General features: G+C 47.4%; 9 protein-coding genes. 7 read left to right on the top strand and 2 right to left on the bottom strand.

Annotated features, from left to right (window positions below):
- Positions 1 to 797: 797 nt before the first annotated feature.
- The 3 genes from ACFGVR_RS07855 (at position 798) to ACFGVR_RS07845 (ending at position 5,533) form a co-directional block, all read left to right on the top strand.
- A complete protein-coding gene (locus ACFGVR_RS07855) occupies positions 798 to 1,667 on the top strand; it encodes a transglutaminase family protein (RefSeq protein WP_448702229.1) in 870 nt (289 codons plus the stop codon).
- Between the two features lie 455 nt (positions 1,668 to 2,122).
- On the top strand, positions 2,123 to 5,287 hold the full coding sequence (locus tag ACFGVR_RS07850; protein ID WP_448702228.1) for an ATP-dependent helicase: 3,165 nt from the start codon (positions 2,123 to 2,125) through the stop codon (positions 5,285 to 5,287).
- Between the two features lie 24 nt (positions 5,288 to 5,311).
- Positions 5,312 to 5,533 carry an MbtH family protein gene (locus ACFGVR_RS07845; RefSeq protein ID WP_448702226.1) on the top strand — a complete coding sequence of 74 codons (222 nt, stop codon included), beginning with the start codon at positions 5,312 to 5,314 and terminating at the stop codon, positions 5,531 to 5,533.
- A gap of 20 nt (positions 5,534 to 5,553) precedes the next feature.
- Here ACFGVR_RS07845 and ACFGVR_RS07840 read toward each other — a convergent pair whose 3' ends face one another.
- Entirely contained in the window at positions 5,554 to 8,004 is a 2,451-nt protein-coding gene (locus tag ACFGVR_RS07840) for a hypothetical protein (protein ID WP_448702225.1), read from the bottom strand.
- 182 nt (positions 8,005 to 8,186) lie between these two features.
- On the opposite strand from ACFGVR_RS07840, the gene ACFGVR_RS07835 reads away from it, so the two are divergent.
- Entirely contained in the window at positions 8,187 to 9,563 is a 1,377-nt protein-coding gene (locus ACFGVR_RS07835) for an aspartate kinase (RefSeq protein ID WP_448702224.1), read from the top strand.
- A 306-nt stretch (positions 9,564 to 9,869) separates the two neighbouring features.
- Here the strand turns inward: ACFGVR_RS07835 and ACFGVR_RS07830 are convergent, their stop codons facing one another.
- Positions 9,870 to 10,988 carry a DUF4407 domain-containing protein gene (locus ACFGVR_RS07830; RefSeq protein ID WP_448702223.1) on the bottom strand — a complete coding sequence of 373 codons (1,119 nt, stop codon included), beginning with the start codon at positions 10,986 to 10,988 and terminating at the stop codon, positions 9,870 to 9,872.
- Positions 10,989 to 11,379: 391 nt separating this feature from the next.
- Between ACFGVR_RS07830 and ACFGVR_RS07825 the strand changes: the two genes are divergently transcribed.
- Genes ACFGVR_RS07825 through ACFGVR_RS07815 form a run of 3 tightly spaced genes read left to right on the top strand, consistent with a single transcriptional unit; the run spans position 11,380 to position 12,811 of the window.
- The gene (locus ACFGVR_RS07825; RefSeq protein ID WP_448702222.1) at positions 11,380 to 11,694 is read left to right on the top strand and encodes a rhodanese-like domain-containing protein; all 315 of its coding nucleotides are present in this window, start codon (positions 11,380 to 11,382) and stop codon (positions 11,692 to 11,694) included.
- The gene (locus ACFGVR_RS07820; protein WP_448702221.1) at positions 11,694 to 11,882 is read left to right on the top strand and encodes a DUF6358 family protein; all 189 of its coding nucleotides are present in this window, start codon (positions 11,694 to 11,696) and stop codon (positions 11,880 to 11,882) included. Before ACFGVR_RS07825 ends, ACFGVR_RS07820 begins: the two co-directional genes overlap by 1 nt.
- A 26-nt stretch (positions 11,883 to 11,908) precedes the next feature.
- A complete protein-coding gene (locus ACFGVR_RS07815) occupies positions 11,909 to 12,811 on the top strand; it encodes a prohibitin family protein (protein WP_448702220.1) in 903 nt (300 codons plus the stop codon).
- Positions 12,812 to 13,319 lie beyond the last annotated feature (508 nt).

Here is a 13,319-nt window from a genome sequence, read left to right as displayed (position 1 = left end):
AGAACGCCGGGCCCGCGCAGGGGTGAATGCCGGTTTAGCTTTTCTGAGTGGAGCGCAGCGGAATGGGAAAGCTAAAAACCGGCAAAGCGGGTGGCAGGATCGTTCTGTCTTGATTTTTGGTTACTTTTCATCAAGGAAAAGTAACTAGGCCCCCGCGGCTATGAGCGGAAGAAGAATACAGTTCGAAACCTATAGTGACCGATGGTTATACGGATAGTCACAAGTTACCCCACCACAATGCCACCTGTAAACTTGCACCAGCAAAAGGGTCTGCTTACATTACAATACCTAAATATTATTTAATGGCGCGCCGGGCAGACAGAACGCCGGGCCGGCGCAGGGGTGAATGCCGGGTTAGCTTTTCTGAGTGGAGCGCAGCGGAATGGGAAAGCTAAAAACCGGCAGAGCGGGTGGAAGGATCGTTCTGTCTTGATTTATTCACTGTTTAATTGTTTTATGGTGTTCATGAGCTCCCTACGGTCGGTTTTGGTTACTTTTCATCAAGGAAAAGTAACTAGGCCCCCGCGGCTATGAGCGGAAGAAGAATACAGTTCGAAACGCATAGTGACCGATGGCTATACGACGGATAGTCACAGGCTAACCCACCGCAATGCCCGCCAGTAAAAGCAACGGTAAATCAACCTCGGGCTCTGTATAGCATAGAGATTGCTTCGTCCCTCGCAATGACGCTTCAAGAAAGTAAATTCGAAATCAAAACATCTTCCATCGCCCCTCTCACATCTTCCATCAAAACCCCACTTGCACATCTCCCCAAACCTTAGTAATTTAGTACTACATTGACTAATACTACCGAAATAACATCACTCATTCGCCTGCTGGACGACCCTGACCAGGAGATATTTACCCATGTGCACGATAAGCTGCTGAGTTACGGCAGCGATGCGGTAGAATATCTGGAGGCTGCCTTTGGCGAAGCTTTCGACCCGATACTGCAGGAGCGTATTGCCAACCTGGTGCACGAAATTCAGTTTCTCAATGTAAAAAACGAGCTCAAGTTGTGGTACCACGGCGGTTCGTTCGACTTGCTGCAGGGCGCACTCATCGTCAACAAATACCAGTACCCCGACCTCGACGAGCAAAAGGTGATCAACTACATTGAGGCCATTAAGCGCGATATCTGGATCCAGATGATGTATGACGCCAGTCCGGGCGAACAGGTAAAGCTCATTAACCACGTGTTTTATAACATTTACGGTTTTAGCGGCAACACCACCAACCACCAGGACCCGCAAAACAGCTACCTCAGTCAGGTGATCGAAACGCACAAGGGCAACCAGATCTCGCTGGCCATCATCTACAGCATCATTGCCCAAAAGCTGGATATCCCCATTTACGGCGTAAACCTGCCGCAGCACTTCATCCTGGCCTATATTGACGAAACCAAGCTGGACGAGGTGGAGAACGGCGTACTGTTTTACATCAACACATTCAACAAAGGCTTTATTTTCGGCCGCCGCGATGTGGATCAGTTTCTCAAACAGCTCGATCTCAGGTTTGATGCCCAGTTTTACGAACCCTGCAGCAATGCCGACATCATTCGCCGGGTGCTGCGCAACCTCATCAGCAGCTACGAGCGCAGCGGCAACAACGATAAAGCCGACGAACTGAACGAAATGCTCGAGATCATGCTCGAAGAAAAGCATTGATCCTAACTTCCCTCCTTGGGGAGGGGTGCGATGGCCTGTGATATGGCAGGGAGGGGTATCTCCGCCACGTCAGTTGGAATAGCAAGCGCTGCGTTAGTGATAAGAAAGGATACCTGCCCAAACTTACACCAGTAAAAAACCCTGCTTACATTACAATACCTAAATATTATTTAATGGCGCGCCGGGCAGACAGAACGCCGGGCCAGCGCAGGGGTGAATGCCGGGTTAGCTTTTCTAAGTGGAGCGCAGCGGAATGGGAAAGCTAAAAACCGGCAGAGCGGGCAGAAGGATCGTTCTGTCTTGATTTTTTGTTACTTTTTTATCAAGAAAAAAGTAAGAGCCCTCCGCGGCGGCGAGCGGAACAAGAATATAATTCGAAACGAATAGTGACCCTCATGGTTAAACGGACGCCCCTATTACCAAATTCAACCAGATAAATTTTCGTAATTTTACGTATGCAATCCGCCTACCAAAAGTACAACGCCAAGTTTCAGGAAGCGCTTTCCACCCTTAACCCGCAGCAGCTGTCGGCAGTTAACAAAATGGATGGCCCGGTGCTGGTTATCGCCGGTCCGGGTACGGGCAAAACCCAGATATTGGCAGCGCGTATCGGCAAGATCCTTACCGAAACCGATGCCCTGCCGCACGAGATCCTTTGCCTCACCTATACCGATGCCGGCGCTGTAGCCATGCGCAAGCGATTGTTCGATTTCATTGGCCCGGATGCCTATCGCGTTAACATCTACACTTTCCACGCGTTTTGCAACGAGGTGATCCAGGAAAACCTGGAGTACTTTGGCAAAATGAACCTCGAGCCGCTGAGCGATCTGGATGCGGCTCTACTCTTCCGCGAACTGGTTGACGAGTTGCCTAACGATCACCTCCTCAAGCGTTTTACCGGCGATGTATATTACGATGTACCGCGGTTAAAAAGCCTGTTCAGCACCATGAAGCGCGAAAGCTGGGATATTGCCCTGATAGAAAAGGCTGTTGCCGATTACCTTGCCGACCTGCCTTTACGGGATGAGTTTATCTACAAACGCGCCAACCCTAAAGCGGGCATCGCCATTGGCGACCCAAAGCAAAAGGACATTGATGCCGCCAAAGCCAAAATGGAAAGCCTGCTGGCTGCCGTAAAGCAATACGATAACTACAGCGCCAAAATGCAGGCCCGCGGTGCGTATGACTATGATGATATGATCATTTGGGTACTGCGTGCTTTCCGCGAAAACCCCGAAATATTGCGCCGTTACCAGGAGCGCTACCAGTACATTTTGGTGGATGAGTTTCAGGATACCAGTGGTTCGCAAAACGAGCTGCTGAAATTTATCCTCAACTATTGGGAAACGCCCAATGTGTTTGTGGTGGGCGATGACGACCAGTCGATCTTCAAGTTCCAGGGTGCCAATATGAAGAACATCCTCGATTTTGCCGGCGATTACGTCAACACCCTGTACACCGTTGTATTGAAGCACAACTACCGCTCCAATCAGCATATTCTTAATGTTTCGCGGGTGCTCATCGATAACAACAACGAGCGCTTAACGCGACAGCTTAACCTCGATAAAAACCTGGCCGCTGCCCATCCACGCTTCGCCGAACTCGAAGTTGAGCCCCTTATCCGCGAGTACAACAACCCCGACCAGGAAATCGTCGACGTGGCGCAGCAGATCAAAAAGCTGGTTGCCAATGGTACCGAGCCAGGCGAAATAGCCGTAATTTATCGTAACCACAGCCAGGTGGAAGAGCTGGTACATTTCCTGGATCAACAAAAGATCGCGGTAAGCACGCGCAGAAAGATCAACGTATTTGAACTGCCCTTTGCAGAGAAGATCATCAACATACTCGAATATTTTGCCCTCGAACTCGATTCGCCTTACAGCGGCGATGAAAAGCTGTTCGAGATCATGCATTACGATTTCTTCAGCATTGCGCCCATCGAGATTGCCAAGGCCAGCATCCAGGTATCTAAAGATAACTTTGCCCAAAACAACAATAAACCCAAAACATCGCTGCGCCGCTACATCAGCGAGATGCGTACACCCGCACAGCCCAGCCTGTTTGATGCTGTACAAAACACCGGCATGAAGTTTTTAATGAGCGATATCGATTACCTGCTTAAAGGCGCCGTAAGCTTAACGCTGCAAGGCTTTTTTCAGCAGATGATCGCCAAAATGGGCATCCTTAAGTACATTATGGAGCAGCCCGATAAAGGCTGGCACATGCAGGTACTCACCAGCCTGTTTAACCTGCTCAAAGACGAAAGCCGCAAAAAACCCGATATCACGCCCGCTGAGTTTATCGCTACCATTAACCTCATGAAGCGCAACAACATCCCGCTTGAGTTGAACCAGGTGATCCATACCGGCAACGGCGTTAACTTCATGACCGCCCACGGCTCCAAGGGCCTCGAGTTCGAATATGTATTCTTGATCGGCTGCAGCAAAAAGATCTGGGATAGCAAGGGCCGCAACAATGGCTTTGCCTATCCGGATACCCTAACCCAGGCTTCCGCCGATGACATTGCCCAGAAGGAAGAGTCGCGCCGCCTGTTTTACGTGGCCCTCACCCGCGCCCGCCAATGCCTCATGATCTCGTATCCCGGCAAGGATAAAAACGGCAAGGAGCAGGAAGCCTCGCAGTTTATTGGTGAGATCCTCGCCCAAACACATTTAGGCATTCAGCATCCGCAGGTTACCGAAGATGCCATGCTGGAGTTTTACGCCACGCAATTCAGCGAAACCGATAAACCCAAAGTAGAGCTGCTCGACAAAAACTACATCGATCAGCTGCTCGAAAACTACACGCTGTCGGTAACGCACCTCAGCAATTATCTTGATTGCCCGCTGCGCTTTTATTTCCAGAACCTCATCCGGGTGCCATCGGGTAAAAGCCCGGCGGCTACCTTTGGCCAGGCCGTGCACTGGGCGCTTAACAAGGCTTTCCGCGATATCAAAGATAACGTAGGCAACTTCCCCTCAACAGATGATTTTATGCGCGAGTTTCGCTGGTACATGTACCGCAACCGCGATTCGTTCACCAAAGAGGATTTCAAGCTCCGCCTTGATTTTGGCGAAAAGATCCTGCCGCCCTACTACGAGCAAAACGTAGGCAGCTGGAACAAAATTGCCATCACCGAAAGGGCGATAAGAAACGTGGAAATTGAAGGCGTGCCCATCAAAGGTAACCTGGATAAAATTGAGTTTACCGGCAAACAGGTTAACGTGGTTGATTACAAAACCGGCAAATACAAAAACGCCCGCGACAAGTTTAACCGCCCTACTATGGACGACCCTAACGGCGGCGATTACTGGCGGCAGGCTGTTTTTTATAAGATTCTGATAGACCACGACCGTACCAACAACTGGGATGTAGTAAGCACCGAGTTTGAATTTGTTGAGCCTGTATCCGAAGGCGAATACTACAAAGAAAAGGTAGTGATCACCCCGCAGGATGTGGCCGACGTAACCACCCAGATCAAAACCGTATACCAAAAAATACTGAACCACGAGTTTAGCACCGGCTGCGGCAAAAAGGAGTGCGACTGGTGCCATTTTGTTCGCAGCAACTTTGAACAAACCGGCGAAATGCTGGAACAAGCCGCCGAAGACGAAGTTTAAGCCATTAACTTAACCTATATCACCATGCAACCACAAGAAGACAAAACCATTTACAAAGTGGTAATCAATCACGAAGAGCAATACAGCATCTGGCCGGCCGACAGAGAAAACGCCCTGGGCTGGAACGATGCCGGTAAAAGCGGCACCAGGGAAGAGTGCCTTGCCTATATCAACGAAGTTTGGCAGGATATGAGGCCATTATCATTAAGAAAGGCAATGGACGAAGAGCGAAACCGGGGAAAATAACCTGGTAACTCTTAACTCTCTTATCGTACCACAAAACCGCCCGTCCCATATACCGGCCGCAGGGTCTTCACATCAATACCCTGCACCATAATAGTAAAATCGCCCTTAATGTCGCTGGTAAAAAATTCAAAGGTAACCTTGCCGTCGGTACCGGTATTGAGGTTGGATTCCCAGTAAATGGTGCTCCGCAATTCCGGCTCGTTAGATGGGTCCTTATCGTAATCGGGCAGTATAAATTTATTGGGCGTAGCAATGTTCTTCAGCAAAAAACGGGTCGGCGACGGCATTTGCGATGCACAGCCGTGGTAAACAACCGGGCGCCCGTTGTAAATATAAATGCCGCCATCTACAGGGGGGTTACCAAATTTGTGGTTGGGGCAGTTCAAAATACTGTACATGCACACGTAGTCGTTACAGGTTTTCGAGGTAAAGCTGCTCATATCTACAGATAATTCCGTATTGCGTGTATTGTCTTTGATCTTTACTTCGCGCAGCTGGATATTACCCTTCAGGTTGACGCCTGTTTTATCGTTCAGCTTTACGATGCTGTTGTACAGGTCGGGGAAACGGAATGCCCCCGAAAACACAGCCATGTTATCGTATTCGCCTTCAAAGTTCGTGATCTTAATGTCGTACTTGTCGTAAAAATCCGGATTTAACATGATATACCTCTTGTCGCTGCGCTCAGTGATCAGATCATCCGAAGGGATATAAAAATAACCATCTTTGTCTACCGGCACTTCGCTAAATCCACCTTTTGACATCACGATAAGTGATTTCAGCTGTATCGGCTTATGTTTCAAACTGGTGATCATGCCACTAACCCCGTCGGTGTTTTTCAGCATCCGGCGGTAGCCTCTGGGCTTATAGGCCAACAGATCGGTCCAGTTGTTGGCATACCACTTTTTACCTATCAGCACAGCATCCATATCGGCAGCATTGGCGCTGTTATAATGCTGGTCGGCAAACGACTGGCTCAATGCTTTATAGTAATAGTTATCCAGTATCGTGGTATAGCTCCCGCTATTAATGCGTGTTTTTTCTACCACCGCTACCGATAGGTTGGTAACCATAGGCATATTGGCCAGGTCGCGGGCATTAATGGTTACCTTTACCCGTTGCCGTAACCCATAGCTGGGTTTATCCGTTTGCACCCCTATGCTCACCTGCTCGGTTTGCTTGTTCATTAACAGGCGTTCGGCAGCGCAATTGCCCGCGTTGTCAAACAAGGCCAAACTCAGCACGCCTTTCGGGAAGTCTGCCGCCGGCAATTCAACCCGGGTCGAGTCGCCCGTTTTCACTACTAATCCCTGGTGCCACAGCACATTCGTGTACGATCGTAAAACCAGCGTAGCGCTATCGCTTTTACCTTTATTGTATACAGTGGCGTAAAACCGGTTGCCCGTTTGCTTTACCCATAGCCCAAGCCCTGCCGGTTCTATCTTCGCGTTCATAACAATGGGCGTTTTGTTAGTATTGCCCGGCACCTCAAAATGGTAATTGCCGGTGGCCCGCGGTACAAAATCTAACTTAGCTATGCCGTAAGCATTGGTTTGCAGCCTGGCTAAAACTTCATCGCCGTTTTTAAACAGCAGAGCCGTAGTCAGCGGATTGTTCTTGTTATCGCCCGCCTCAATAGCAACGTGGTTAACTATCCCCTCAACCAGGTGTCCGCCCTCGGGCCAAACATTCACCACCACCGGGCTGGCTTCGTGCCGCAGGTTCAGGTTAAGTTCGGCGCCATCATTATCCTTGTTAAATTTGGCTGTAACCTTTAATGTCTGGTTGTCGGCAATTTGCGGGTATGTAAATGATATAAACGCCTCGCCTAAAAAGTTGGTGGTCACTTTGCCAGCTTTAATGGGTTTATCATCAACCAGCAACTGGTAATTGCCCTTCACATCAGTTACATAACGGTTGCCCTTTTTCAGCTTGATCAGTATATCCACTGCCGCGCCCCGGCGCAGTTTGGTACTGTCGGTCACACCGGCCTCGGCCTCCATATTTTCGGCGGCGTTCTTAAATATCTTTATCTTTTGTACAAATACCTGGTTTGGGGCAAAGTTGAGCATGGTATTGGTAAAGGCGTAAAAAAAGTATTCGCCCTGTTTAAGGGTATCGGGCAATAACATATCGCCATGCGCCCTTATATCATACACCGGAAACTGGTAGCTCAGTATCACCTTTTTATCCGCGTCGGTAAGGCGCACAAAAAGCACCTTGTTCTCTAAACCGGGGTTGGTAAGCATATAAGCCTTAAACCAAATGCTTTCGTTGGTCAGGTAATTGTTTTTATCCAGGTGCACGTACAGGTTGTTAAAAGGGCGTTCGGCCTGGTAAACAGCCATCCGGTGTTGCAAACTGTCAATTAACCCGCCCGTTAACCCATGCATCCGGCCATCTATTCGTGCAGCACACAGGCACAATAAAATAATGCCCGGCAACAGGATAGTTAAAAAGGCTTTTTTCATTTCGTTTATAGTGGTGTGATAAAAATAGCCATTTTTTGGGGAACCTGTTTTTTTTAAGATGATCTGCCGGTATCACCCGCTTTCATTATCTATAAAATCAGTCGACAATCTTTTCAGCTATTTTTATAAATTTGCCGCCACTTAAACGGGTGGATATCAGTTTAAGGATATAAATAGTGAACATGCTGACAGTAGAAAAAATAGGCGGCACCTCAATGAGTGCCTTAAAGGATGTAATTAATAACATTATATTATTTGGCCGCGAGGGCGATGAGTTGTATAACCGCATTTTTGTGGTATCGGCTTTTTCGGGTGTAACCAACTTACTTTTAGAAAATAAAAAAACCGGCGAACCGGGTGTTTACCACCGTATTGCCAAATACCAGGAATTTCATCACGCGCTGAGCGAACTGATCGTGAGCCTGCAAACCATCAATAAAAAATATGTCGACCTGGGTTTAGATCTGGCTCTGGCCGATGAATTTATTGAAAGCCGGATCAACGATGCCAAACATTATCTGGATAACCTGGCTAATATTTTAGCATCGGGTTATGTAAGTAAAGAAGGTATTTTACAGGCCGCCCGCGAGATCCTTGCCTCCATCGGCGAAAGCCACTCGGCTTTTGTGTTTACCAATATTTTACAAAACATGGGTATCAACGCTACGCTGGTTGATCTGAGCGGTTTTCACGATCATAAATCGTACACCATCGATCAGCGCATCAAGCATACCTTCAGCAATATCGAGTTTGATAAAACCATTTGCATAGTAACCGGCTACGCCAAAGGTACCGAGGGTATTATGCGCGAGTTTGACCGTGGCTACAGCGAGGTTACTTTTTGCAAGATCGCGGTTGCGGTTCAGCCCCAGGAGGCCATCATCCACAAAGAATATCACCTGTGCAGCGCCGACCCGGTTTTGGTTGGTACCGATAACTGCATCCCGGTTGGGTTTACCAATTACGATGTTGCCGATCAGCTGGCTGATGTGGGCATGGAGGCTATCCACCCTAAAGCGTCAAAACCGCTCGAGATCAACAACATCAACCTGCGCATCAAAAACACTTTTGAGCCTGAGCATCCCGGTACGTTGATCACTAAGGATTATGTATCGCCGCACAAGCGTGTGGAGGTAATTACCGGCACCACCAAGCTGGTGATGATCGATATTTACGACCCGCTGATGGTGGGCAACGTAGGTACCGATTTCCAGATCATGCAGGTGTTTTTTGACCTGGGCATCAGCTACAACTTTAAGGCCACCAGCGCCAACAGTATCTCGATCGTGATCTGGGAAAAAGATTTTCATAAAGAACTGATCAAAGAACTGGAAGAAAAATTTGAAAAGGTAACCGTCGAAAAAATGGCCATGGTTTGTCTGATAGGTTCAAATATGGACCAGGTAGGCTTACTGGCTAAATCGGCAGGCGCACTTTCGGCACGCAATATCGATATCAAAAGCGCCGGTTTTGCTTTACGTAAAGTAAACATCCAGTTTTTGGTTGCCCGCGAAGATTTTGATGAAGCGATTATAGCGCTAAACAAAGCTATGGCCTGATTGGGTCCATTGTCTATATTGATGTAATTGTGCGGATTTTTAATTACAGATGTCCGAAAAATAAAAAAAGCAGAGGCCTGGTGCGATTCCCCTCTTGAGAGAGCCTGTCCCGATACTTCGGGAGGCGGAGGGGTGTGTCATTTTATAACGCAAAATAACACATCCCCGCAACCACACTACCTTACGCACCCCTTCTCAAGAAGGGAGTTTTGATGGCAAACCTGATCTTCCAAAATAAAAAAGCAGGGGCCTGGTGCGATTCCCCTCTTGAGAGGGGCGGAGGGGTGTGTCCTCTTCTGCACATTGTCAATCATACCGCTGCCTGCCCAGATCCCATTCCGCCTGGCCGGTGATGGTTTGCTTTCGCTTATCTACATCTGTTTTGAAACGATGGTCAAAAGTTTCATCGGTAACGGCAATTTCGTGGTCGCGGTCCTTATCGGCATAATAATGATTGGCCTCCTCGATCCGCCCAAGCGCCACATCGTACGGTCCCTTTGGCGACATCAGTTTAACGAAAACCGGTAAGCACTCAAACAGGATAAACAGATAGGCGATGAACGATTCGGCCAGGTAAGTATCCAGGTCCTTTTTACCATCGGCGCGAAAAGCCAGCTGCCCAAGCGCCCAGTTACGGTCGGCAAAGCCCGCAACGTTGGCCAGACTGTCCAGCTGATGATCGGAGAACAGGATGATGTTATTTAAACCATCAAGCTGTTTGCGCTCGTCAAGGTAACCTGTGGTTTTATCAATACCATCCTGCACGGTTTTTAGCCGGGCCTGCTTTTCTTCCAATACCCCTTGTTTTTGTTTGGCGTAGGTGCCATACCCTTTTATGCCGCTTGTTTGGTTGCTTTTATCGCCAAATACTTCCTGGTTTAACTGGTATCGCGAGCGGTTAATATCTTTGGTGAGCGAGTCGCGCTCCTTTTTCAGTTCGGATGTGCTGCCCAGTTGCTGCGCGTATTTTTCGTTATAGGCCTTTTGCAACGTATCAATTTTATTGCGCTGCCCGTTAAGGTAGCTGGTTTTGAGTTTCTGGCGGATCTCCTTATCAAAGATCTTCAGCTCCAGCGGGCGCGATATCACCACCCCGATCATGATGGCCAGCAGGATACGCGGTGATGCCTGTAAGATCTGCTGGTTTACCGTGCCCTGTTTGTTGATACTGCCAACAATATAACGGTCCATGTTAAAAATGGCCGTACCCCATATCAAACCGAATAAAATAGCAAAGCCAACCGCAAACGCACTGCCGCTAAATACAAAATACATGGCATACCCACCCGACAACGAGGCAAATAGCGCCGTAAAAAATATAGTGGCGCCAATACCCACATACTTATTATGCTCAACCGGGTATTTTTTTAACGTATCGATATGCGCGCCGCTGCAAAACCAAAAAAAACGCGTTACTTTCCTCATTTATAGTCAACAGTTTGTTGTTATTAAACGCCTGTAAGTGGTTTATGTTACAGGCTATTTTCAATTGATGAGCACAACCACCCCGAAAGAATGCGTTAGGGATAGAAGCGGATACCGGCCCGTGGCTAAGGCCAGTGCAGTATGAGCGGATAGCCCGGCCCGCAGGGAACGCCCTGTTGAAAGTCAAAATTCAAAAGTTAAAATTAAAAATAATTTGCATAGATGCTCTGTATGGTGGTACCGAAACGAGTTCGACATGACTTGCTAAAAAAGAAAATCCGAAATCGAACATCCGAATTCCGAAATTCTCAACAAACACCTTACGTTGCGATGATCCATTTTCTCTGATAAAAAACATACCTTTGAACTAATAATTTGATACCCGTTAAAAATGAAAGAAATAAGCGTACAGGAACTAAAAGAGAAAATGGACAATGGCGAAGATTTTCAACTGATCGACGTTCGCGAAGAGTTTGAATATGAAACGTCGAACCTGGGCGGCCTGCTGATCCCTTTGGCCGGCGTAGTGATAGAAGCCGATAAGATTGCCAAAGACAAGCCGGTTATTGTGCACTGCCGCAGCGGTAAACGCAGTGCTGTTGCCATTATGCAATTAGAGCCGCTTGGCTATACCAATTTATATAATTTACAGGGTGGTATTTTGGCCTGGGCCAATGAGATCGACCCTAATATGAGCGTGTACTAATGGCCTTTAAATTCATCCTCAATATATTATATAACCTGTGCATTATCATATGCCTCATCACCATTTGGTCGGGTCTTAAAAACGGCAACTGGGCGTTTGTATTAGGTGCTTTGTTTATTGGCACGTTGATCGTGATCTTTAAATTGCGCTTAATTAAGGATATTAAAAACCTGACTAAAAAGCCGTAACTTTCAGGTCTAAATCAAAACCTGAAATGTTTATAGCAATTATCGGTATCATCGTGCTCATTGCGGGCATGGTTATCAAACAAGGTCAATCGCCGGCCGCGCATTTTTCGCGCACCATTACTATTGTAGGGGTTATTATTGTGGCGCTGGGTTTATTAAGCTCATCGGTTAAGGTGATTGAGCCAGGCACGGTTGGCGTACAATCGCTGTTTGGTAAAGTACAAAATGATGTTTTAGAAAGCGGCCTCCATTTTATCGACCCTGTGGTTAAAATAACCGAGTTTGATGCCAAAACTCAAAATTACACCATGAGCGGCCAGCACGATGAGGGCCAGAAACAGGGCGATGATGCCATCCGCGTGCTCTCGTCAGACGGTTTGGAAGTGACCATTGATATCACGGTGCTTTACCGTCTTATCCCAAGCAAAACCCCATTCCTGTTACAAAACATCGGTCCCGATTATATCGATAACATTGTTCGCCCGGTAGCACGCACTGCCATTCGCGATAATGCCGTTTATTACGAGGCCGTGGCCTTATATTCTACCCGCCGCGAAGAGTTCCAGGCTCGCATTCAAAAAACCATCGCAGCAGCCTTTGCTAAAAACGGTATGGAGCTGCAATCGCTGCTGGTGCGCAATATATCCTTACCCGCATCGGTAAAGGCCAGCATCGAATCAAAAATTAATGCCGAGCAGGACGCGCAAAAAATGCAGTTCGTTTTGCAAAAAGAGCGCCAGGAAGCCGATCGTAAGCGTGTAGAGGCACAAGGTATAGCCGATTATCAAAAGATCCTCTCCACCGGTTTATCCGACAAGCAATTGCAATACGAAGCCATTAAGGCGCAAAAAGAGATCGCCCTGTCGCCAAACGCCAAAGTAATTATTATGGGCGGCAAGCCGGGGTCTATCATATTGGGGAAAGAGTAGACCTCTAATCCCCGAAATGGGAATTAAAAGTTCAGGCACGAATTGTATAAAAACGGTTCGTGCTTTTTTATTGGATATTTAGCAACGCACATATCCTGATTAACATCCTAATCTTCCGAGACAAAGTATTGCAATTAGAAAAGCCCAAAAAATACCTAAAAAGATGACCAGGGTAATATTAATGTGTGCGTATTTTCTAAACCACTCACGGTATAAAAAACTTGTGATGATAGCGATCAGTAAAACCAATGCACTATATCCCACACAAGCAAATAACTGGTAATCCCCGACTGAACCTTGGTTGTTTTTAGTAACTAACCTTACTATGATGGTGCCTATTGAATAGAATAGCAGAAAAAGGAGAAACGACCAACCATATATTTTAAATGGATTCCCTAACAACCAGTGTTTAGTATTTGCATTATTCACAGTTTAAAAGTATAAAATATCTGCTTTATTGCACAAACATAACGGAACAGAGAATGCATTTTTCCGTCAAAAGCGCTAC

It is taken from the genome of Mucilaginibacter aureus, from assembly GCF_053514885.1.
Note: the sequence above shows the minus strand (reverse complement) of the source record. Positions and strands in the feature narration are given on the sequence as shown.

Bases quoted from the DNA above. Each gene is read 5' to 3' on its own strand.
- ACFGVR_RS07850 (WP_448702228.1), top strand. From the start codon at position 2,123: ATGCAATCCGCCTACCAAAAGTACAACGCCAAGTTTCAGGAAGCGCTT.
- ACFGVR_RS07845 (WP_448702226.1), top strand. From the start codon at position 5,312: ATGCAACCACAAGAAGACAAAACCATTTACAAAGTGGTAATCAATCAC.
- ACFGVR_RS07840 (WP_448702225.1), bottom strand. From the start codon at position 8,004: ATGAAAAAAGCCTTTTTAACTATCCTGTTGCCGGGCATTATTTTATTG.
- ACFGVR_RS07835 (WP_448702224.1), top strand. From the start codon at position 8,187: ATGCTGACAGTAGAAAAAATAGGCGGCACCTCAATGAGTGCCTTAAAG.
- ACFGVR_RS07830 (WP_448702223.1), bottom strand. From the start codon at position 10,988: ATGAGGAAAGTAACGCGTTTTTTTTGGTTTTGCAGCGGCGCGCATATC.
- ACFGVR_RS07825 (WP_448702222.1), top strand. From the start codon at position 11,380: ATGAAAGAAATAAGCGTACAGGAACTAAAAGAGAAAATGGACAATGGC.
- ACFGVR_RS07820 (WP_448702221.1), top strand. From the start codon at position 11,694: ATGGCCTTTAAATTCATCCTCAATATATTATATAACCTGTGCATTATC.
- ACFGVR_RS07815 (WP_448702220.1), top strand. From the start codon at position 11,909: ATGTTTATAGCAATTATCGGTATCATCGTGCTCATTGCGGGCATGGTT.